The sequence below is a fragment of the Syntrophorhabdaceae bacterium genome (genome assembly GCA_028698615.1).
GTDB lineage: Bacteria > Desulfobacterota > Syntrophorhabdia > Syntrophorhabdales > Syntrophorhabdaceae > Delta-02.
This window is the reverse complement of record JAQVWF010000003.1, coordinates 60,246-80,638: the sequence shown is the minus strand read 5'-3', so window position 1 is coordinate 80,638 and position 20,393 is coordinate 60,246. Positions and strand designations below refer to the sequence as shown.

Here is a 20,393-nt window from a genome sequence, read left to right as displayed (position 1 = left end):
CCCTGTCAGGATATCTTACTGCCGTTTGGTATGTCCTTGTCCAGTGTCAGGAGAACGATGGAAGACTTATCCTCATTGGAAGCGGCGAGCAGCATCCCGTGGGACATGATGCCCCTGAGCTTGCGGGGCTCGAGATTGGCCACAACGGCTATCTTTTTCCCGATGAGCTCTTCCTTCGTATAGTGTTGTTTGATCCCGGCGGCAATGAGACGCTCTTCACCCATGTCGATGGTCAGTTTGTAGAGCTTGTCCGCCCCCTCGATATCTTCACAGGCCTTGATCTCGGCCACTCTGAGATCGATCTTGATGAAATCGTCAAATACAATGTTGTCCATGGTGACTCCTTAGGTTTACCGATCCCGGCATGCCCGGTGATCAGAATTATTCACGGCATGGCCATGACCGTGTTCTTCAGGATGCCTATGCCTTCGATCTCCACTTCAACGGTGTCACCGGGGAAAAGAGGGCCGACACCGGGAGGCGTTCCCGTGATTATCACATCTCCGGGGAGAAGGGTCATTATCCCCGAGATGAAGGAAACCAGGTCATAGACATTGAAGATCATGTTGGCCGTTGTCGACTGCTGCCTGATCTCGCCGTTTACGCGCGTCATGATCCCGAGGGCAGCCGGGTCCACGTCCCCGACGATCCGCGGCCCGAGGGGACAGAAGGTATCGAAGGATTTCGCCCTTGTCCATTGACCGTCCATTCGCTGCAGGTCCCTGGCGGTGACGTCGTTGGCACAGGTGAATCCGGCAATGAAACTGCGTGCCTCGCCGACGGTGACGTTCCTTGCCTGTGCAGCCATGACGATGCCGAGTTCTCCTTCGTAATGGAGTTCCTGAGACTGGGTTGGGTACAGAATGGTGTCCCCGTCACCGATGACCGATGTGGACGGCTTCAGGAAGATGAGCGGATAATCGGGAATCTCCATCTTCAGTTCCCTGGCGTGGTCCCTGTAATTGAGCCCGACGGCCACGACCTTTGAGGGTTCGATGCCCATACTCATAGGGCCTTGCGGTATGTGTTCATGTTGTTCTATTTTACGCTTTCCCCGTGTTGCACTGTCAAGCTATTTCCTCTCCTTGACAAAGGTATGCCGGGAAGATCAAAATTAAGGTATATTACCGAGAAAGGGGCATCATCATGACGAAGGCATCATACCGCAGGTCTCTTTTTTACATACTTCTTCTGGCGGTCCTTGTCCTTGCCGCCGCCGGCTGCGCCATCAATCCCGTAACGGGCGAGCAGGAACTGATGTTCGTTTCCGAGGAGCAGGAGATACAACTCGGCAAAGAGCTTTATCCCAATGCCCTGTGGAGCGGAGAGGGCGGGGGAGGCGAATACAGGGACGCGGCGCTGAAATCTTACCTGACGAGCGTCGTGGTGAATATCCACCGGGTGTCGCACAGGCCCAACCTCCCTGTCGACTTTGCCGTTCAGAATTCCTCGGTGCCCAATGCCTGGGCCATACCGGGACATGTCGTGATGACACGGGGCCTTCTCACGGCGCTCGACAACGAGGCGGAATTCGCCTATGTCATGGGACACGAGATGGGCCATGTTTCAGCGCGCCATTCAGCAAGACAGATGACATACGGTATGCTCGGTCAGTTCCTTCTCGCCGGCGCCGGCATTGCGATGGCGGGTTCGGAGTATTCCGATGCGGCGCTCGCGCTGGGATCGGCGGGTGCCGGACTTATCCTTCTCAAGTTCAGCAGGAACGATGAACTCGAGGCGGACAGGCTTGGCGTGTCGTACATGACCAGGCTGGGCTATGACCCCAGGGCCGCCCTCACCGCTCACAGGAACCTGGAGAAGGTCTCCGACCAGTACGCTCTCTCCATCGGTCAGAGCAGGCAGGAAAGCAACTTCTTCAGCGACCTTCTTTCCTCCCACCCCCGAACATCCATCCGTCTCGAGGAGATACAGGGCATTATCAACCAGACGCCCCGAACGGTCGTCCTGGGGGATGGCACGGCACGGCAGCGCTTCCAGGGGGCCGTTGCGAACATTCGCCGCGTCAACACGGTGTATGCGAAATATTATGACAAGGCTGTCCGCTCCCTGGAGAAGAACAATACCCGGGAGGCCATGTCCTACATCAGTCAGGCTATCGCCCAGGATCCCCGACAGGCCCCGTTCTATGCGCTCTATGGCAGCATTCTCGTGAAACAGAACAACCTTCCTGAGGCGGAACGCTATTTTTCAAAGGCCCTGAGCATCGACGGCAACTATCAGCCCGCGCTTCGGGGAATAGGCGTTATCAGGTATGCCGCCAACAGGCATTCGGAAAGCGTGCAGTACCTCCAGAGGAGCCTGCGGCTTTTCCCGCAGGACCCGGCATCGAATTATTTCATGGGAATGAACTACTACAAGACGCGTTCTTACAAGTATGCGATCGGTTACCTGAAACCCTTCTCGGAGGCGGTGCCGAGGCATCCGAGGATCCATGCCATCCTTGGGCAGTGCTACGAAGCGGTAGGTGACTACCAATCGGCATACGGCCAATATTCGATGCAGCTCCAGGTCGCCCCCAACAATGAGGCGGGCACCGTTGCAAGGTCGCGCGCCAGGTCCATCCAGATGCAGTTTGCTCCAAAGAAATAAGGACGGTTTCAGGTTTTCAGTTTCTTCCCCACCTTCTCTTCCACCGAGGCTATCTTACCTTCGAGCCTGCCGGAGGCGCCCTTGCGGATATCGAACTTGACGGTGGAATAGATGCGGCCGCAGTCCGGTTCGAGTTGCTCGCAGCACTTCCTGATGATGGACAGGGCCTCGTCCATGGTGTCCACCTCCACGACGGTGCCCATGGGGGTGAGGCGGTAGGCGGTGGTGCTCTCGTCGATGATCTTGAGCAGGCGTGAAACGTAGGCACTGACGCTGGTGCCCTTGTCTGTGGGAAACATTGCAAATTCGAATAGAACGGACATGAAAGGCCTCCTATTTCAGACGCGGGAAGCTGTGATGATCCTCATCCCTTTCCTTCCGGCTCCCCGTTTTGTATACTAGTATAGAACATTCTGGAAAGGATAGAAAAATGGCAGCGAAGAGAAAGGGACTGACAATATTTCTCATCTCATCCGGAGTGGTTGTCTGTCTTGTTCTGATCGCGGCGGTCTTTCTCGTGAAATATGCCAATGTCATTGCCAAAAGCCGTATCGAGAGAACCCTGGGAAAGGATTTTTCGATAGGGCGCATTGAGCTGAAATGGGGCAGTGTTCGCGCGCAGGACATCGTGATGAGGAACAGGGCCGGGAAAGAGGTCATAAAGGTTGAAGGCCTCGTGGTCAGGGCCAGCTTCATGGGCCTTCTCAGGAAAAAGTATATCATTTCGAGCGTCGTCGTGGAAAAGCCCTATATGTATGTTGAAGTCGACAACAAGGGCCATCTCGTCAGCCCCGCCTTCCCCGTCGGCGAGAAAGCAACCGGGAAGGAGAAGAAAGAGGGAGGAGAGGCACATCGGCCCGAGGCGGCACAGCCTCCGATCGTGCTCAAGAAGATCGTTGTCGTGCAGGGGTCTGTCGACTACCTCGACCGTAAATCACCGAGTGTTCCGGTGATGACCAGGGTGCGGGATATCAATATGGAGATGCGTGATCTCACCGTACCTTTTACGAACGATCTCACCCGCTACACCCTCAGGGCTGCCATTCCCGAAGGCAGGAGCACCGCCAGCGTGAAGAGCGAAGGCAAGATCAGGCTTCAAGGCAAGGATATGGAATGCACGGCTGCGGTGAGAGGGCTTGACATCACACATTTCAAACCCTACTACCGGGGGAGTCGGAGCGTGAATATCACGAGGGGGCTCCTTGATCTCGATGTGCGGGCCGAGATTGTTTCGCGCAAAGTTCACGCACCGGGTAAGGCGGTGCTCAAAGGCCTCGAATTCGAGAGTCGTCCCGGTTTGGGCAACCGCTTCATGGGGGTGCCCATCACGCTTGTACTGGCTTTTCTGAAGAAGAGCGGTGACCAGATACCCGTTGATTTTGTCGTTGCCGGCGACCTCAGCAACCCCAGGTTCAATATCGCGGAGGATTTTACGAACGGGCTCGCCTTCGGGGTCGCCGAAAAACTGGGCTTTTCAGTGAAGGACATAGGAGGATCGGTCTTCGGCGTCGGCGCCGAAGGCACCAGGAAGGTGGGCGAAGGCATACAGGACATCGGTGAAGGGATACAGGACATCGGTGAAGGGATAAAGAAGATGTTCAAGAAATAAAGACGGTTTCAGTCTTTAGTCTCTCTTGTACTTTTCGTTCAGAGCTCTCTTGAAACGGGGGGCGTAGATGATGTCGAAGGCCTCCTCTTTTGCGGGGAAGAGATTGAGGGCTTGCTTGCGCACCCCCTCGACGATGTGCATGGCGTGGTCGTGGGAGATGTCCTGAGTGCGGATGAACTCGAGGGCAAAATCGACGACGAAACGAAGCCTTCTCAGTTTTCTTTCTTCTTCCAGGATGTCGCCCATGCCGTTCTCGCTCCCGTCACCGGAACCGCGATGCAATGCGGCGTCAACGGGCGGGACCCTTTCCTGTTGTTTCTGTCAATTCGAAGAGGATAATGAGCCCGATACCTGTGGAAACGGCTATATCAGCCACATTGAAGGCTGGCCAGTGGCATTTTCCGTAATAGAAGTCGAGGAAATCGACGACGCTGCCATAAACGATGCGGTCATATATGTTGCCCAGGGCACCCGAAAGAATGAGGCACAGCGCCAGGGTCTTCGCACTCCTCATTGCGTACCTGATAAGGATGTAGATCAAAGCGGCGGCGACCAGGACGGGCACTATGGTGAAGATGTACTTCGCATATCCGCTCTGGTTCAAGACGCCGAAGACGCCGCCGAAGTTCCTCACGTGAACGATCGAGAAGAAGGATGTCACCTTCATCTCGCTCATCATCGGCATATTCTGAATGACGAGTGCTTTCGTTACCCTGTCGAGGGCGAAGATGACCGGTACTAGAGCAAAGAAAGCGTATCGGAGCATCGTTTGCACACGTTCGGGAATTTCCCGTCCCTGAGGATGGCTGTATCGTACTGCCAGCAGCGCTCGCACTTGTCGCCTTCGGCCTTGAGGACGGTCACATCAAGGGCGGCGGCCTTGCGTACCTCGATCTGAGAGACGATGAAAACGTCCTTCAGCTCATCGCCAAGCCCCGTGAGAGCGTCGTAGTCCTCATCGGGGGCGTCGATGATGACCTTCGTATCGAGGGAATGGCCGATCTCCTTGGCGCTGCGTTTCTCCTCGATCTTTTTGTTCGCGAGTTCACGAACCTTCCAGATCCTTTCCCATTGTTCCTCGATGGCCCCGTTGATAAGGGCCTTGTCCGCCGTGGGGAACTGCGCCAGGAAAACGCTTTCCTCCGCAACATATCCCTTCAGGTAGGACCACATTTCATCCGCCGTTGAGGAAAGGACGGGTGCTATGAGCCTGACGAGGGCGATGAGGGTCTCCAGGATGACGGTCTGGGAGGCCCTGCGTTTTTGGGCGTCCCTGTGCTCAACGTAGATCCTGTCCTTGACGATGTCGAGATACAGGGCGCTGAGGTCGACGGCGCAGAAGTTGTGGATCGCGTGGTAGATCGAGTGCAGTGTGTAATTGTTGTAGGAATCCCCTACGCGGTCTATGAGCCTCATGAGCCGGGACAAGAGCCATTTATCGAGGAGGGAGAGGTTTTCGTAGGGGACGGCATCGCGGCCCGGTTCAAAGTCCTCGTTTATGTTCGCATGAAGGAAGCGCAGGGTGTTGCGGACCCGGCGGTATGTCTCCACGAGGCGATTGATGATGTCCTTCGATATCTTGATATCGTCGCGGTAATCCTCGTAGATGACCCACAGCCGCAATATCTCGGCACCGAACTTATCAATGACCTCGTTGGGGGCTATGACATTGCCGAGGGACTTGGACATCTTTCTGCCCGAGCCGTCAACCACGAAACCATGGGTCAAGACCGCCTTGTAGGGCGCATGGCCTTCGTTGCCCACGGAGGTCAGGAGCGAACTGTGGAACCAGCCTCTGTGCTGGTCGCTCCCCTCCAGATAGAGGTCGGCGGGGTAATTCAGCTCCGGCCTTTTCTTGCAGACGGCTGCCCAGCTCACGCCGGAATCGAACCATACATCGAGGATGTCCTGTTCCTTGGAAAAAGCTGTATTGCCGCAGTGGCTGCACTTTGTCCCCTCGGGCAGGAAATGGGCGGCGTCCTTTTCGAACCAGACGTCCGCACCGGACTGCCTCACGGCCTCGACAACACGGGAGAAGGACCCCTCGCTCCAGAAGGGTTCCCGGCATTTCTCACAGTAGAAGATGGTGATCGGGATGCCCCAGGTCCGCTGACGGGAGATGCACCAGTCGGGACGGACGGAAAGCATGTTATAGATCCGGTCACGCCCCCACGAGGGGATCCACCGTGTTCTGTCGATCTCGTCCAGGCCTTTCTGTCTCAAACCCTGGCTGTCCATGGAGACGAACCATTGCTCCGTTGCCCGGAATATGACGGGTTTTTTGCAGCGCCAGCAATGGGGATAGGAGTGTTCGATCTCTTCCGTGTGGAGAAGAAGTCCCAACTCCTTAAGCTTCTCTATGACCTTCGGGTTGGCGTCCCAGACGTTCATGTCCTTGAAGAACTCCACTTCGTCCATGAAGACGCCCTTTTCGTTGACAGGGGAATAGATTTCGAGACCGTACTGGAGTCCCGTCTCGTAGTCCTCCTCACCGTGGCCAGGCGCGGTATGCACTGCGCCCGTTCCCGTATCGGCGGCGACATAGTCGGCAAATACAATGACCGACTGCCGGTCAATGAAAGGATGCTTGAATGTAAGTCCCCGGAGTGTCTGAGGGTCTATCTCACCGATAATACGGTATCCGGTTATCCCGGCTCGCTGCATGACGTCCTCGAGGAGGTCTTTGAGGACGATGTAGACTTCTTTGTCTGTCTCAACGGAAACGTAGGTGAAATCGGGATGGATGGCGATGGCCAGGTTCGCGGGAAGCGTCCAGGGCGTCGTCGTCCAGATCAGCATGTAGACGGGTTTGTCGGGAAAGCCGGCGAATACAGGCTCTTTCGCCCCGGTATAGGGGAACTTGACGTAGATGGAACTGGACCGCTTGGTCTCATATTCGATCTCAGCCTCAGCGAGCGCCGTCTCGCAGTTAAGGCACCAGTAAACGGGTTTTTTCTTTCGATAGACCTCGCCGCGAAGGAAGAACTTCGCCGCCTCTTCGATGATTGTCGCCTGGTACTCGAAGTCCATGGTGATATAGGGATGGTCCCAATCGCCGATGCCGCCGAGGCGCTTGAACTCCTCCCGCTGGATATCTATGAACTGCCGCGCATAGGCCCTGCATTCCCTGCGTGTCTCCAACTTGGAAAGCTCCAGCTTCTTCTGCTTGACGTTCTTCTCGACCTGGTGTTCTATGGGCAGGCCGTGGCAATCCCATCCGGGGACATAGTCCGCCCTGTGGCCCGTCATGAACTTTGCCTTGATGATGATGTCCTTAAGGATCTTATTGAGGGCGGTTCCGAGGTGGATATTGCCGTTGGCATAGGGGGGCCCGTCATGGAGGATGAAGACGGGGCTGTCCTTTCGGGCCTCGGTCAGCTTCCGGTACAGGTCGATCGCTTGCCAGCGGGCAAGCATGTCCTTTTCCTTCACGGGCAGGTTCCCTCTCATGGGAAAAGGGGTCTTGGGCAGGTTCAACGTATCTTTATAATCCATGGCAGAACAATCCTTGCAGAAATGGGAAGTAATCCGGCTGGGAGCGGTCAGCGTGCGACGTTCTCTTGTGATCGGGAGATTTTCCTACGTTTCAGGCTGCCGTAACCCGCTGGATTCTGTTAATCAAATTAACACAAAGCGGGTATCTATTCAAGAAGAAGGGAGAAAAGGTCATTTTCTTCTCGCCGGTATCGTTTCTTTTATGAAGTCGATTAGTTCCGTCTCTTTTCCGGCATAGAAGTGGGTCGTGTTGATCACCTTGAGGTGTTTGTCGAGCGTGGTGAGGTTCCGGTATAACTCGTAGAGGTCGTCCATGGGGGCAATGTCGTCATAGGTGCCTCCGACGATGAAGATTTCCTTATTGAAGTTCTTCAGATGCTCGTATTTGTATATAAGACACGGAAAGGACACAAGAAAAAGGCTGTCGAACCTGTCCATTTCGAGCGCCGACCTGCTGATGATCCAGGCGCCGAAGGAGTAGCCCGCGAGGGTGATGCTGGCGTCGTCATCGAGGTGTTTCTTCAAGACCTGGTACGCGGCCGTGGCGTCGTGGACCTCCCCCTCTCCCTCGTCGTACTCGCCCTTGCTGTCCCCAACGCCGCGGAAATTGAAGATCAGGGTCGTGAAGCCCTGCGCGGCGTAGCCGTCCTCAATGGCGCTGACGACGTTATTGTACATGTTGCCGCCGTAAAGAGGGTGGGGGTGGCATATGACAACACCCGCCTTCTTGCTCTGCCGGCGGAGCATCCCCTCGAGACTCTGGTCGGATTCGATGTTGACCCTTTCTATTGACATAGACATACTTATTTTGGTAGTTTTTCAACAAAAATTCAACAGGAAAAGCGATGGGATTATTCAAAAAAAGGGATAAAGAGAAAAAACCCTACCGTGAAATAGATATCGAGAAAGAGATTTCCAAGGCGGAAAAGGAAGAGTCGCTCTGGAGAAAATGCAATTCATGTCAGGAACTTCTCTACAGGAAAGAGGTCGAGCGCAACCGCCATGTCTGTCCCAAGTGTTTCTATCACTTCCCCATTTCCGTGGAGAACAGGATAGCCCTCACTTTTGACAAAGGCAGCTTCAGCGAGTTTCATGAAGGGGTGGAGCCCGTCGACTTCCTGAAATTCAAAGACACCAAACCTTACAAGACAAGGCTTTCCGAGACCCAGGAGAAGGCGAAGCGCCTCGATGCCCTTGTGTGCGGCAACGCAAAGATAGGCGGCATTCCCGTTCTGGCAGCCATTTTCGATTTTCATTTCATGGGCGGCAGCCTGGGCAGTGTCGTAGGTGAAAAGATCACCCGGACACTCGAGGAAGGGGCGAGGCAAAAAACTCCGGTCATCCTTTTTTGCTCCTCCGGCGGTGCCAGGATGCAGGAAGGCATCATGTCGCTCATGCAGATGTCCAAGGTCTCCGGGGCGATCTATCACCTTAAAAGCAATAAGGTTCCCTACATAACAGTCCTTACCGACCCTACCCTCGGCGGTGTATCGGCGAGCATGGGCATGCTCGGTGACGTCATCATCGCCGAACCGAAGGCAATGATCGGTTTCGCCGGAGAGAGGGTGATAAAAGAGACGATCAAGGCCAAATTGCCTCCGGGGTTTCAGCGGGCCGAATACCTTCTGGAACATGGTATGGTCGACATGATCTCCTCCCGCAAAGAGCTGAAACAGACACTTTACACGCTGTTGTCTCTGATCACATGAATGATGCCGGCTATGAAAGCTCACTGAAGTACCTTTTTGGCCTGGAGAAATTCGGCTCCGTCTTCGGGTTGGGGAATATATCCCGGCTTCTTGCTGCGATAGGCGACCCTCACAGGTCTCTCAGGACGGTCCATATTGCGGGGACGAACGGCAAAGGTTCCGTGGCCACGATGGTTTCCTGCATCCTAAAGGCGGCAGGATACCGGGTTGGCAAGTACACGTCGCCCCATCTGGTTTCCTTCACGGAGCGCATCACCGTTGACGAGGAAGAGATCACCGAAGAAGAGGTGGTTTCGCTCACGGAATACATCCGTGAGGGGGCAGATCGGAGCGGGTCCGATCACTTCTATACATTCTTCGATTTCACGACGGCCCTTGCCTTCGAGTATTTCAGGAGGAAGGGAGTTGACATTGCCGTCGTGGAGACGGGCCTCGGCGGAAGACTGGATTCGACGAATGTGGTAGAGCCGCTGGCAACGGTCATCACCAATGTTGCCTTTGACCACATGAACGAACTGGGAGGCACCATCGGAAAGATCGCCGGTGAGAAAGCGGGGATCATGAAGCAGGGCGTTCCTGTAATAACGGGCACACGAGGAAGGGCCCTGGCGGTGCTCACGAAAAGGGCCCAGGAACTTGCCAGCCCCCTTCGTGTACTGGGAAAGGATTTCATTTTCAGGAAAAGGGGCGATAGGCGTTTTTCTTACCGCGGGATCGCGCAGAAGTATGATGATGTTGTTCTGAACCTCGATGGGGACCATCAACTGTCGAATGCGGCGCTTGCGCTATGTGTCGTCGAATCGCTTTTGGGCGCCGGATTTTCTGTAGGCGAGGATCATGTGAGGGGCGCGCTCGGGTCGGTGAAATGGCAGGGACGTCTCGAAATGGTGCGGGAGCAGCCGCTCGTCATCCTCGACGGGGCCCATAATCTTTCCGGTGTGCGTGCGTTGAAGCGATTCCTTAGCTCCCGGTATCGCGACCGCAGGAAGGTCCTTGTCTTCGGCGTTATGCGCGACAAACAGTATGGGAGGATGCTCGAGGTGATGAACGGCTGTGTCGATCTTGCCATACTTACACAGCCGAAGACGGAGCGGGCCCTGAAGGCGGAAACCATGCGGGGTCTGGCGCGCAATTCCATCGTCACGAAGGATACGAAAAGCGCCCTCAGGAAAGCGCGGCAGTTTGCCGGGAATGAGGACCTCATCCTTGTCACCGGTTCATTCTATACGATCGGAGAGGCTAAACGGGCCGTCAATGAGATATTCTAGGGTCCTTGTCATCATAATGATGTTTGCCCTTTTATCGCCCCTTGCAGCTTACGGGCAAGAGGTCGGTGTCCGCAGCGGGGCCGCCAAGGGGCCGATAGAGATCATCGCCGACCAGGTGGAACATGACCGCGCGGCGAACACCTATACCGCCCGGGGAAACGTCGAAGTGAGGGAGACGACACGCACCGTCCTTGCAGACTACGTTTTCCTCGATGACAACACGCGTGACGTCACAGCTGAAGGCAATGTCGTCTACGAAGACCTGGGAGACCGTATCGAGTGCGAACAGATGCAGCTTAATCTCGATACCAAAAAAGGGACCCTGGAGAAGGCGCGGGTGTTCATAAAGACCGGCAATGTCTACATCAACGGCACGGAGATCGAAAAAACGGGTGAATCCCAGTACAAGATCAAGAAGGGAAAATTCACCACCTGCGGGTGGGACAAACCGGAATGGACGTTCACCTCCGACGAAGTGGACATAACGGTGGAGGGATACGCAAAGACAAGGTCCACCACGTTCCATATACTTGGTGTTCCCGTCTTCTATATCCCCTGGGGGATGTTCCCCGTCAAGGCGGAAAGGCAGTCCGGGTTCCTCATACCCGAAATGGCCCTTTCTTCCACGGATGGCGCGAAGTTCAAGCTCTCCTATTTCTGGGCCATTTCAAAGGACAAGGACGCCACGATGTCCGGGGAATATATCGAGAAGAGAGGCGTGAACTTTGGCGGCCAATTCCGGTATGCCTTGAGGGAAGACCTGAAAGGGGAGTTGGAAGGGAACATTATCGATGACGAGGATTTCAAACATACACGATACCAGGTGAAGGCAAAACACCAGCAGGTCTTCTTCAAGGACCTTCAGTTCAAAGCCAATATATGGCATGTCTTCGACAACGATTATCTCAAGGATTTCGGTAAATCCATCCAGGAACGAAGTGAAAGTCAGCTCAAATCGACGATCTTCGTTGAGAAACCCCTGCCGAAGTCTCTCATTACCGGGGGTTTCAGCGAGTTCAGGAACCTTCTCGTCAGGGACAACGGCTCGATGTTCCAGTATTACCCCGAGATAACCTATTTCACCGAGTATATTCCCGTACTTGGCGGAAAAATGTTTCTCGATCTCAACAGTTCACTGACCAATTTCTATCGCGACACCGGCGACACCTTTACGCGCCTCGCCATCGACCCGTCCCTGAGACTGCCTTATTCGGTCAAAGGTTTGAATACACTCCTGAGCGCCACCGCTTACGAGACCGCCTACGTGGTGAACCGCAGCGACACCATGGGCGGCAACACGAAACACCGTCAGACCTTTCGTCTCGACGGCGACGTGAACATGCAGTTTATGCGGGGCTACAATACCGGGTGGTCCTGGCTCGAATCCATGCAGAGCGTGCTGAAGCCCACTGTAAGATACACGTTCATCCCCGCCACGGGTTTCAAGGACTCGCCGAAAATAGATGCCTACGACAGGATAAACCAGACGAATACGGTCACCTATTCCTTCAACCACTATCTCTATGATTCATCGGGAGAGTCCGGGTTCAGGCGCGAGATGTCCTTTCTGGAGGTGTCCCAGACCTATGGCATTTCGGGCAATCTCGGGGAGTCGGAACTCTACAAGGGCTCGGGATCGCGCTTTTCCGATATCGATGTGAGATTCACCCTGTCGCCGATAGACCACCTTAGCTTCGCCCACGAAAGCGTGTTCAGCGTCACCGGCGAAGGGGCGAAGACATTGAGGAACGGTGTGTCATACGTGATACCCGGGGTTTTTAACACTGCCGTTTCGCACAACTACAATTCCGGGCTCAACAATGATATCTTCGTGGAGATGTTCGGGGGATATTCCGTCTTCGAGGCGGGCTATGTCATACGGTACACCTTCATGGAAAAGGAATGGATCGACACGGAGTATCGCCTGAGATACAAACCTGGCTGCTGGTCCACGACGCTGTCGCTGTCGCAGACCAAGAGGCCGAGGGACACGAGCTTCAAGATCTCCTTCGATCTTACCGGCATCACATCTCAATAAAGGGAGGAGCGATCATATGAAGGGCATCATACTGGCAGGCGGTTTGGGATCGCGTCTTGCTCCTCTTACACGAATAACGAACAAGCATCTCCTCCCCGTATACGAGAAGCCCATGATCTACTATCCCATCGAGACCCTCATAAACGCGGGCATCACGGACATCATGATCGTGACGGGAGGCAATCACGCAGGGGATTTCCTGCGCCTCATGGGCAACGGGAAGGACTTTGGGCTGAAGCACCTCAACTACACCTATCAGGAAGGTGAAGGCGGCATTGCCGATGCCCTGTCCCTCGCGGAGTATTTTGCCGACGGAGAGTCTATCTGCGTCGTCCTTGGCGATAACATTATCGAAAGGAACATCATCAAGGCCGTCCAGGATTTCAAGGAGCAGAAGGCGGGAGCGAAGATCATGCTCAAGGAGGTCCCCGATCCGGAGAGGTTCGGGGTTGCCGAGTTGACGGGCGGCAAGCTCGTCAACATCGTAGAGAAACCGAAGAATCCCGGGAGCAACCTTGCCGTTGTAGGTATTTATCTCTACGACGCGAACGTCTTCGACATTGTGAAGACCCTCAAACCGTCTGAGCGGGGCGAGCTTGAGATCACCGACGTGAACAACGCCTATGTCAAGGCCGGCACCATGACCTGGGAGATGCTCGATGGGTGGTGGACGGACGCGGGCACCTTCGAATCGCTCCTTCGGGCCAGCATGCTCGTTTCACAGACAGGGGCCAACAACAGGTAGCCCCGGGAGAGGATATATGATAGACGGAGTCGGAATAAAGACATTGAAGGTCATACCCGATGAACGGGGCAGGCTGATGGAGATCCTGCGCAGCGACGACGACATCTTCGCCGGATTTGGCCAGGTCTACATGACGACCACATATCCCCAGGTGGTGAAGGCGTGGCATTACCACAAGATGCAGGACGACTTCATCGCCTGCATCAGGGGAATGATAAAGCTCGTCCTCTACGACGACCGCGAGGGATCTCCCACGCGGGGAGAGGTCAACGAACTCTATGCGGGCGAGTACGATCCCAGACTCGTTAAGGTTCCGCGGATGGTCTATCACGGGTGGAAATGCGTGAGCCTCGAGGAGGCCATCATCATAAATGCCCCCACCATGGCCTACAATTACCGGGAGCCCGACGAATTCAGGATCGATCCCCACGTGAATGACATACCGTACAGCTGGGAGAGGAAAGATGGCTGAAACGATACTCATCACCGGCGGCTGTGGCTTCATCGGGACCAATTTCGTGCGCCACATGCTGGACAGGTACGATTACACCGTTATCAACCTGGATAAACTGACATACGCGGGCAATCTCGAGAACCTCGAGGACATCGAGGGGAAGGGCAGGTACATTTTCGTGCGCGGCGATATCGCTTCCATGGGCGATATCGAGCCTGTTTTCGAGAGGTCCATCGATGTCGTCGTGAACTTTGCGGCCGAATCCCACGTGGACAGAAGTATCATGGATCCCGACACGTTCATCAGGACCAATATAAACGGCACCTTCAACCTTCTCGAGATGGCGAGAAAGAAGGGGGTCAGACGCTTTGTCCAGATATCCACGGACGAGGTCTACGGTTCCCTCGGTGACAGCGGGGCCTTCCGCGAAGATACGCCGCTTTCCCCGAACAGCCCCTATTCGGCCTCAAAGACGGCGGCGGACATACTGGCCATGGCCTATTTCAAGACATACGGGATGCCCGTCATCGTCACGAGGTGTTCCAATAATTACGGGCCCTACCAGTTTCCGGAAAAACTCATTCCTCTCATGATAACCAATGCCCTCGCGGACAGGGAATTGCCCGTCTATGGCGACGGACTCAACGTGCGCGACTGGATCCATGTCAAGGACCATTGCTCCGCCATTGACCTTGTTGTCCACAAGGGTGAGGACGGCAATGTATACAATATCGGGGCCTCGAACGAGCGGACGAACATCGAGATCGTCGAACTCGTCCTTGAGGCGCTGGGCAAGCCCCGGTCCCTCATCCGGTACGTGAAGGACAGGCCCGGCCATGATCGCCGCTACGCCATCGATTCCCGAAAGATAACGGAGGAACTGGGTTACAGTCCCTCCGTGGATTTTTCGGAGGGCATGCGCGACACCGTCAACTGGTACGTGAAGAACAAGGGCTGGTGGGAAAGGATCAAGACGGGGGAATATCTCGATTACTATGAAAAGATGTACGGGAATCGATGAAGGTCCTCATATCCGGCGGCAGGGGATTACTGGCGAGAAACATCCTTCCGCTTCTCGGCGAGCGTTTTGAACTCGCAGTCTATGACATCGATGAATGGGACATTACCTCCGCCTCCGCAGGCAAGGAATTGATGAACCTGCACCGACCCGACGTGGTGCTCAACCTGGCCGCCATGACCGATGTGGACGGGTGTGAGGACAGGGCTGACGTCGCGCGAAAGGTAAACGCGGACGGGGCGGGAACAGTGGCGGGACTCTGTGCGGACGCCGGAGCGCGGCTTGTCCATGTCAGCACCGATTATGTCTTCGACGGCACGAAGGGATCACCTTACCGGGAGGACGACGAACCCGGCCCCGCTTCGGTCTATGGCCGAACAAAGCTCGCCGGCGAGAGGATGGTCCTTGAACGGCTTGCCGACGCTGCCATCGTGCGGACCCAGTGGCTTTACGGGAAAGGCGGGACCAGCTTTGTCGACAAGATAAGAAAGCTGGCGCGCGAACAGGGAAGCGTGCGGGTTGTGGACGATCAGAGAGGGTCTCCCACGTACGCCCTGGACCTTGCCGCGCCCATCATCTCTATCATCGCGAAAGGACTCACGGGTATTTATCACGTATCGAACAGTGGTTCATGCACGTGGTTCGAATTTGCGAGGGCCATCTTCTCCATCGGGAACATGAATGTCGAGACAATTCCCATATCATCGCGAGAACTGGGCAGAAAGGCCGCGAGGCCTGCATGTTCCGTCTTCGACCTCACGAAGCTCGAGCGGGCCACGGGGATAGGGATGCGCAACTGGATGGATGCCCTCAGGGAATACCTGGCAACCGGGGGTTAGAGACCTGTCATGAAGATAGTTTTCTTTTCCGATGTGCACATGACCCGCACAAGCGTTGACAGGGCTGTCCTCACCTTGCGGTTCATCGCCGATTACTGCGAGGATGCCGACATGGTCGTCGTTCTTGGCGACCTTTTCGATTTCTATCATGGCTATAACGGGTACATATACCCCTGGTATCGTACCATGGCTGACAGCTTCAGGAACCTTGTCGGCCGCGGCAAGAGCGTGTTCTTCCTGGAGGGGAACCATGAATTCTCCCTGGGGAAGTATTTTGAGGACTATACCGGGGTCACCTGTGCGACGGAACTCAGCCTCGACATAGATGGGAAAAGGGTCTTTCTGGCCCATGGCGACGGTTTTGCCAGGCTTTCCCTTGGCCGTCTTCTCAAGCGGCCCTTTTTCTACGGCATCATGGATTTTCTTGGCCCGGATCTGACCTGGAGCATAGCGACGCTTATGCGCCCCCTTCTGTCCCGCAAGAGCAAGGGATACAACGAGATGGTGCGGGATGTGTTCAGGTCCCATGCGAGGACGAAATTCTCCGAAGGGTACGACGTGGTGATCCTTGCTCATTCCCATATACCCGACATCGTCGAGATAGGCGACGGCCCGGCAAAGAAGCGGTACCTCAACACGGGCGACCTCGTGTCATACGCAAGCTTTGTCTCCTATGAGACCTCTTCGGGATTCTCTCTCAGGACTCTCGGCCCCGTCGAAAACAGGAAGGGTGTCCCCGGCTGAAAAAAAAGGGGGTTGCCAATCCGCCTGATGAACAATATATATAATGATAGCCCCGGTTCTGTCCTTCACGATCCCTGTCTGGGACGAACGGGGGTGTTGCATAACCGAAAAAGGAGGGCACCATGAATATCTTCAGCACAGGCGACATCCTTCAATTTGCGATCCGGATCGAAGAAGACGGTGAGATGTTCTACCACAAGGCGGCCATCAACGCCGTGGACAAAGAAGTGAGGGACCTGTTCAACCATCTTGCCGATGAAGAGGTTCGGCACAAGAGGATCTTTGAGGAGATGCTCTCGGGTGTCGAGACAAACCCCCTGGCGGAAAGCTTCCGTGGTGAATATGCAGCCTATTTGCGGGACTATGTTGACGGCAAGGCGGTATTCACGAAAGATACCAGCACCCAGGCGATGTCGGATTCTCTGGATGCGCCCTCGGCAATCCACTTCGCCATGGGACGCGAGGCGGATTCGATCCTGTACTATCACGAGGCAAAACAGTTTATCGACGAAAAGCACTACGGCGCGATCGACAGGATCATAGAAGAAGAACGCAGACACTTCCACGAACTGGCAAAGATGAAAAAGAAATACACGTGACCCATCTTCTGGTGAACAGATCGTAGCCCAGCTTTGCTATGAGGCCCGCGACCGGCGTGAGGAAGAAAGACCCTCACGAAGCGGTTGCCCTTCAGGATAGCAAGTATACTCAGACCGTGACGCACCAGCCGAATGGGTCGGTTTTTTCGCCGTACTGCATGCCGGTGATCTCGTCGTACAGTCTCTGCGAAACAGGGCCTATTTCACCGCTGTGGATGGTGACCATGTCATCGTTGTGCCGGATCCAGCCCACGGGTGAGATAACTGCGGCCGTCCCCGTGCCAAAAACCTCCTGAAGGCGCCCGCTTTTCGCCTCCGCCATGACTTCGTCTATGGTGATCCTTCTCTCTTCCACGGGAATACCCCAATGCTTTGCCAGTGAAATGACGGAATTGCGGGTCACGCCGGGCAGGATCGATCCTTCAAGAGGCGGTGTTACCACTGTGCCGTCTATGACGAACATAATGTTCATCGTTCCCACCTCTTCGATACACCGGTTCTCGATGCCATCGAGCCACAGTACCTGGGTGAAGCCTTTTTTCTTGGCCATCTCGCCGGGATACAGGGAAGCGGCGTAGTTTGCCGGGGTCTTTACCGCACCCAGGCCGCCCCTGACAGCGCGCACAAACTCTCCGGACGTGATGAGCTTGACCGGGTTGAGACCCTCTTTGTAGTAGGCTCCGACAGGTGAGGTTATGATCATGAACCGGTACGCATGGGAAACCCTGACGCCGAGAAAATTATCCGTTGCAAAAACGAAGGGCCTGATATAAAGGGAGCAGCCCCGTTTATCCGGTATCCATGCGTTATCGAGGTGAACGAGCCTTTTCATCCCTTCGAAAAAGAGTTCGTAGGAGATCGTCGGGATGCACAAGCGCTCACAGGACTGGTTGTATCTCTCATGGTTCTTGTCCGGGCGGAAAAGTCGGATCTTCCCATCGACGCCGCGAAAGGCCTTGAGGCCTTCAAAAACGGCCTGTCCGTAATGGAGAGTGCTCAGCGCCGGGTACATCTTCATGGGGCCGTAAGGTTCGATGCGCGGGTCACCCCACTGTCCGTCCCCGTAATCGACGTAGTACATGTGGTCTGAGAAGTGGACGCCGAATTCCAGATTGTCAAAATCAACTTCGTTTATCGTTGTTTTCCTGCTCTTCCTTATCTTGATCTTCAAAGCCGTTCCTCGCGTTCTTTTTGCTATTTCTTGTCGCAGGGCCCGAGCCGTTTCCCGCTCATCTTGGTGGAGACCTGCTGTGCCTTTTGGGTTTTGTCCTTGATATTTGTCGTTGTTGTCCCGTCGAAGGTATCGCCCTTGTATGTAATGCTCCCCTTGCTTTCCACGGTGCTGTCCTTTTCCTTACAGACCGATGACCATGTTACGGTGTTGCCGCTTACCTTCTGCTCGATGATCTTGCAGTTCGAGTTCTTATCCCTGGACTGCGGTACGCTGTCCTTCTTTGTGAGGCACTGTTTCGTAACGGAGGGCGGAATACTGACGGGCATGCCCTTCATTTCGACCTTTGTCGTGATCTGCCAGAGACCGTCCTTCATGTTAGGCTCCGCGGCGCCGGCGCCGCCACACCATACAAACGCCAAAACCATGGCGAGTGCTGCAAGAATGCTCACTTTCATGTGTCCTCCCAGGTCGTTTTCTGATAAATGTTTCGGTAAAAAAAAGTATCACTAATGAGGCGGTTGGGTCAAATAAAAAGACGAAAGAAGAAAAAAGACAGGTCCTACAGGTTGTGCAAGTCCTATAGGACCTGTTGATAGATCACGCTTGTTTTCCCGGCGTTTTCGTCTCGTCTTTGAGTATCGTCGTCACAGTCGAGACCAGACCTGCGAGGTCGCCGAGGTTGGCGGGGAGGATCAGGGTGTTGTTCGTCCTTGCCAGCTTTCCAAACTCGTTTATGTACTGCTCGGCGATGCGCAGGTTCACGGCGTTAATGCCGCCCTGTTCGTTTATGGCAAGGGCGATCTCGCGAAGGCCGTTGGCGGTCGCCGTGGCAACGCGTACGATCTCAGACGCGCGGCCTTCTGCCTCGTTGATCCGTTTTTGTTTCTCACCTTCGGAGGTGGCGATCATTTCCTGCTTGACGCCTTCGGCGCGATTGATCTTCGCCTGCTTGTCGCCTTCCGACTCTGCGATGACGGCCCTTTTTTCCCTCTCGGCCCGCATCTGTTTTTCCATGGCGTCCTTGATGCTCTGCGGGGGCACGATGTTCTTTATCTCGTACCGCGTCACCTTCACACCCCAGGGATCTGATGCCTTGTCGACGGCCTCCACGATGGTGGTATTGATCGTCTCCCGTTCCTCGAAGGTCCTGTCCAGTTCAAGCTTTCCGATAACGCTCCTCATGGTTGTCTGGGCGAGCTGCATGGCGGCGAACTGGTAGTTGTTGATCCCGTAAGATGCCTTCTGGGCGTCGACCACCTGGAGGTACAGGATGCCGTCCACCTCTACGGAGATGTTATCCCGGGTGATGCATGTCTGGGAAGCGACGTCGATGGCCTGCTCCTTCAACGTATGCTTGTAAGCGACCCTGTCTATGAAGGGTATGAGAACGTGCAGGCCCGCGTCCAGCGTCGCGTTGTATTTGCCGAGACGCTCGATGATGAAAGCGACTTTCTGCGGAACGATGCGAATGGTCTTCGAAAAGGCTACGACGACGATAATAATGAGGCCAAGAATGATAACAGTAAAAAAGTTCATAATGTATCCCCTCCCTTTGCAGGATATTTCTTGACCTTCAGTGTCAGGCCATGCTTGCCGGTGACTTCCACGAGGGCTCCTTCCTCTATGGGTTCACCTCCGTTCGTTTCGGCGCTCCAACTTGTGCCGTGAAGCTCCACCTTGCCGCCCATGACGGGGTCGATCTTCCTTGTCACCACGGCCTTTTGTCCCGTAAATTCCGACAGATCGTCATCGGACGGCCGGCCATATTTCTTGTAGCCGACGAAGACGCCCCTCACCCATTTTCTCAATGATGCAAGAAGCAGGACCGAGGCCACGAGGAACAGGATGAGCTGAACATTGATGGATATGTCGGTAAAGAGGCAAATGAGCGCCACGATCCAGGCCCCGACGCCGAAGAAGAAAACGATGAAGCCTGGCAGAACGAATTCCAGAAGCATCAGCACAAGGCCGATGAGAAACCATATCAATTCGGGTTTCAGCCAATCTTTGAATGCTTCCATATCATCACCCCGCTTGCCCGGATCTCATTGTATGGATTCTAGCAGATTGAGTTCCTTAATAAAACAACAA

The 20,393-nt window shown here is 54.9% G+C and carries 22 protein-coding genes; 11 read left to right on the top strand and 11 right to left on the bottom strand.

Annotation, left to right across the window (positions count from 1 at the left end; all coding sequences use genetic code 11):
• Nucleotides 1-5 precede the first annotated feature (5 nt).
• Together metG and PHC90_02235 are read right to left on the bottom strand one after the other, a co-directional pair.
• Nucleotides 6-335, bottom strand: a complete 330-nt coding sequence (gene metG, locus PHC90_02240; protein MDD3845162.1) for a methionine--tRNA ligase subunit beta — start codon at nt 333-335, stop codon at nt 6-8.
• A 50-nt stretch (nt 336-385) separates the two neighbouring features.
• Entirely contained in the window at nt 386-1,003 is a 618-nt protein-coding gene (locus PHC90_02235; protein ID MDD3845161.1) for a fumarylacetoacetate hydrolase family protein, read from the bottom strand.
• A gap of 143 nt (nt 1,004-1,146) precedes the next feature.
• On the opposite strand from PHC90_02235, the gene PHC90_02230 reads away from it, so the two are divergent.
• The gene (locus tag PHC90_02230; GenBank protein MDD3845160.1) at nt 1,147-2,610 is read left to right on the top strand and encodes a M48 family metalloprotease; all 1,464 of its coding nucleotides are present in this window, start codon (nt 1,147-1,149) and stop codon (nt 2,608-2,610) included.
• An 8-nt stretch (nt 2,611-2,618) separates the two neighbouring features.
• Here PHC90_02230 and PHC90_02225 read toward each other — a convergent pair whose 3' ends face one another.
• The gene (locus PHC90_02225; protein MDD3845159.1) at nt 2,619-2,933 is read right to left on the bottom strand and encodes an MTH1187 family thiamine-binding protein; all 315 of its coding nucleotides are present in this window, start codon (nt 2,931-2,933) and stop codon (nt 2,619-2,621) included.
• Between the two features lie 107 nt (nt 2,934-3,040).
• Between PHC90_02225 and PHC90_02220 the strand changes: the two genes are divergently transcribed.
• Entirely contained in the window at nt 3,041-4,219 is a 1,179-nt protein-coding gene (locus PHC90_02220) for a DUF748 domain-containing protein (protein ID MDD3845158.1), read from the top strand.
• 15 nt (nt 4,220-4,234) lie between these two features.
• Here the strand turns inward: PHC90_02220 and PHC90_02215 are convergent, their stop codons facing one another.
• The 4 genes from PHC90_02215 to PHC90_02200 form a co-directional block, all read right to left on the bottom strand.
• Nucleotides 4,235-4,465, bottom strand: a complete 231-nt coding sequence (locus tag PHC90_02215) for a hypothetical protein (GenBank protein MDD3845157.1) — start codon at nt 4,463-4,465, stop codon at nt 4,235-4,237.
• Nucleotides 4,466-4,508: 43 nt separating this feature from the next.
• Entirely contained in the window at nt 4,509-4,985 is a 477-nt protein-coding gene (gene lspA, locus PHC90_02210; GenBank protein MDD3845156.1) for a signal peptidase II, read from the bottom strand.
• A complete protein-coding gene (gene ileS / locus PHC90_02205; protein MDD3845155.1) occupies nt 4,958-7,714 on the bottom strand; it encodes an isoleucine--tRNA ligase in 2,757 nt (918 codons plus the stop codon). The genes lspA and ileS overlap by 28 nt, the downstream gene beginning before the upstream one ends.
• A 171-nt stretch (nt 7,715-7,885) precedes the next feature.
• A complete protein-coding gene (locus tag PHC90_02200; protein ID MDD3845154.1) occupies nt 7,886-8,509 on the bottom strand; it encodes a CocE/NonD family hydrolase in 624 nt (207 codons plus the stop codon).
• A gap of 50 nt (nt 8,510-8,559) precedes the next feature.
• Between PHC90_02200 and accD the strand changes: the two genes are divergently transcribed.
• The 9 genes from accD to PHC90_02155 all read left to right on the top strand — a co-directional run bounded on the left by accD (nt 8,560) and on the right by PHC90_02155 (nt 17,128).
• A complete protein-coding gene (gene accD / locus PHC90_02195) occupies nt 8,560-9,423 on the top strand; it encodes an acetyl-CoA carboxylase, carboxyltransferase subunit beta (protein ID MDD3845153.1) in 864 nt (287 codons plus the stop codon).
• Nucleotides 9,420-10,691, top strand: a complete 1,272-nt coding sequence (locus tag PHC90_02190) for a bifunctional folylpolyglutamate synthase/dihydrofolate synthase (protein ID MDD3845152.1) — start codon at nt 9,420-9,422, stop codon at nt 10,689-10,691. The genes accD and PHC90_02190 overlap by 4 nt, the downstream gene beginning before the upstream one ends.
• The gene (gene lptD, locus PHC90_02185; GenBank protein ID MDD3845151.1) at nt 10,678-12,729 is read left to right on the top strand and encodes an LPS assembly protein LptD; all 2,052 of its coding nucleotides are present in this window, start codon (nt 10,678-10,680) and stop codon (nt 12,727-12,729) included. The genes PHC90_02190 and lptD overlap by 14 nt, the downstream gene beginning before the upstream one ends.
• Nucleotides 12,730-12,745: 16 nt before the next feature.
• On the top strand, nt 12,746-13,474 hold the full coding sequence (locus PHC90_02180) for a sugar phosphate nucleotidyltransferase (GenBank protein ID MDD3845150.1): 729 nt from the start codon (nt 12,746-12,748) through the stop codon (nt 13,472-13,474).
• Between the two features lie 16 nt (nt 13,475-13,490).
• Nucleotides 13,491-13,946, top strand: coding sequence for a dTDP-4-dehydrorhamnose 3,5-epimerase family protein (locus PHC90_02175; protein ID MDD3845149.1), 456 nt, complete (start codon nt 13,491-13,493; stop codon nt 13,944-13,946).
• Entirely contained in the window at nt 13,939-14,949 is a 1,011-nt protein-coding gene (gene rfbB, locus PHC90_02170) for a dTDP-glucose 4,6-dehydratase (protein ID MDD3845148.1), read from the top strand. The genes PHC90_02175 and rfbB overlap by 8 nt, the downstream gene beginning before the upstream one ends.
• Nucleotides 14,946-15,785, top strand: coding sequence for a dTDP-4-dehydrorhamnose reductase (gene rfbD, locus PHC90_02165; protein ID MDD3845147.1), 840 nt, complete (start codon nt 14,946-14,948; stop codon nt 15,783-15,785). The genes rfbB and rfbD overlap by 4 nt, the downstream gene beginning before the upstream one ends.
• Before the next feature lie 9 nt (nt 15,786-15,794).
• Nucleotides 15,795-16,529, top strand: coding sequence for a UDP-2,3-diacylglucosamine diphosphatase (locus tag PHC90_02160; GenBank protein MDD3845146.1), 735 nt, complete (start codon nt 15,795-15,797; stop codon nt 16,527-16,529).
• A 122-nt stretch (nt 16,530-16,651) separates the two neighbouring features.
• On the top strand, nt 16,652-17,128 hold the full coding sequence (locus PHC90_02155; protein ID MDD3845145.1) for a ferritin family protein: 477 nt from the start codon (nt 16,652-16,654) through the stop codon (nt 17,126-17,128).
• Nucleotides 17,129-17,237: 109 nt separating this feature from the next.
• Here the strand turns inward: PHC90_02155 and PHC90_02150 are convergent, their stop codons facing one another.
• From PHC90_02150 to PHC90_02135, 4 genes are all read right to left on the bottom strand, one after another.
• The gene (locus tag PHC90_02150; GenBank protein MDD3845144.1) at nt 17,238-18,299 is read right to left on the bottom strand and encodes a branched-chain amino acid aminotransferase; all 1,062 of its coding nucleotides are present in this window, start codon (nt 18,297-18,299) and stop codon (nt 17,238-17,240) included.
• 23 nt (nt 18,300-18,322) lie between these two features.
• The gene (locus PHC90_02145; GenBank protein ID MDD3845143.1) at nt 18,323-18,757 is read right to left on the bottom strand and encodes a DUF3617 family protein; all 435 of its coding nucleotides are present in this window, start codon (nt 18,755-18,757) and stop codon (nt 18,323-18,325) included.
• A 142-nt stretch (nt 18,758-18,899) separates the two neighbouring features.
• The gene (locus PHC90_02140; protein MDD3845142.1) at nt 18,900-19,838 is read right to left on the bottom strand and encodes a paraslipin; all 939 of its coding nucleotides are present in this window, start codon (nt 19,836-19,838) and stop codon (nt 18,900-18,902) included.
• Nucleotides 19,835-20,323, bottom strand: a complete 489-nt coding sequence (locus tag PHC90_02135; protein ID MDD3845141.1) for an NfeD family protein — start codon at nt 20,321-20,323, stop codon at nt 19,835-19,837. The genes PHC90_02140 and PHC90_02135 overlap by 4 nt, the downstream gene beginning before the upstream one ends.
• Nucleotides 20,324-20,393: the final 70 nt, after the last annotated feature.

Bases quoted from the DNA above. Each gene is read 5' to 3' on its own strand.
- accD (MDD3845153.1), top strand. From the start codon at position 8,560: ATGGGATTATTCAAAAAAAGGGATAAAGAGAAAAAACCCTACCGTGAA.
- lptD (MDD3845151.1), top strand. From the start codon at position 10,678: ATGAGATATTCTAGGGTCCTTGTCATCATAATGATGTTTGCCCTTTTA.
- rfbD (MDD3845147.1), top strand. From the start codon at position 14,946: ATGAAGGTCCTCATATCCGGCGGCAGGGGATTACTGGCGAGAAACATC.
- PHC90_02135 (MDD3845141.1), bottom strand. From the start codon at position 20,323: ATGGAAGCATTCAAAGATTGGCTGAAACCCGAATTGATATGGTTTCTC.
- PHC90_02190 (MDD3845152.1), top strand. From the start codon at position 9,420: ATGAATGATGCCGGCTATGAAAGCTCACTGAAGTACCTTTTTGGCCTG.
- PHC90_02180 (MDD3845150.1), top strand. From the start codon at position 12,746: ATGAAGGGCATCATACTGGCAGGCGGTTTGGGATCGCGTCTTGCTCCT.
- lspA (MDD3845156.1), bottom strand. From the start codon at position 4,985: ATGCTCCGATACGCTTTCTTTGCTCTAGTACCGGTCATCTTCGCCCTC.
- PHC90_02140 (MDD3845142.1), bottom strand. From the start codon at position 19,838: ATGAACTTTTTTACTGTTATCATTCTTGGCCTCATTATTATCGTCGTC.
- PHC90_02225 (MDD3845159.1), bottom strand. From the start codon at position 2,933: ATGTCCGTTCTATTCGAATTTGCAATGTTTCCCACAGACAAGGGCACC.
- PHC90_02200 (MDD3845154.1), bottom strand. From the start codon at position 8,509: ATGTCAATAGAAAGGGTCAACATCGAATCCGACCAGAGTCTCGAGGGG.
- PHC90_02230 (MDD3845160.1), top strand. From the start codon at position 1,147: ATGACGAAGGCATCATACCGCAGGTCTCTTTTTTACATACTTCTTCTG.
- metG (MDD3845162.1), bottom strand. From the start codon at position 335: ATGGACAACATTGTATTTGACGATTTCATCAAGATCGATCTCAGAGTG.
- PHC90_02220 (MDD3845158.1), top strand. From the start codon at position 3,041: ATGGCAGCGAAGAGAAAGGGACTGACAATATTTCTCATCTCATCCGGA.
- PHC90_02160 (MDD3845146.1), top strand. From the start codon at position 15,795: ATGAAGATAGTTTTCTTTTCCGATGTGCACATGACCCGCACAAGCGTT.
- PHC90_02235 (MDD3845161.1), bottom strand. From the start codon at position 1,003: ATGGGCATCGAACCCTCAAAGGTCGTGGCCGTCGGGCTCAATTACAGG.
- rfbB (MDD3845148.1), top strand. From the start codon at position 13,939: ATGGCTGAAACGATACTCATCACCGGCGGCTGTGGCTTCATCGGGACC.
- PHC90_02175 (MDD3845149.1), top strand. From the start codon at position 13,491: ATGATAGACGGAGTCGGAATAAAGACATTGAAGGTCATACCCGATGAA.
- PHC90_02145 (MDD3845143.1), bottom strand. From the start codon at position 18,757: ATGAAAGTGAGCATTCTTGCAGCACTCGCCATGGTTTTGGCGTTTGTA.
- PHC90_02155 (MDD3845145.1), top strand. From the start codon at position 16,652: ATGAATATCTTCAGCACAGGCGACATCCTTCAATTTGCGATCCGGATC.
- PHC90_02215 (MDD3845157.1), bottom strand. From the start codon at position 4,465: ATGGGCGACATCCTGGAAGAAGAAAGAAAACTGAGAAGGCTTCGTTTC.
- ileS (MDD3845155.1), bottom strand. From the start codon at position 7,714: ATGGATTATAAAGATACGTTGAACCTGCCCAAGACCCCTTTTCCCATG.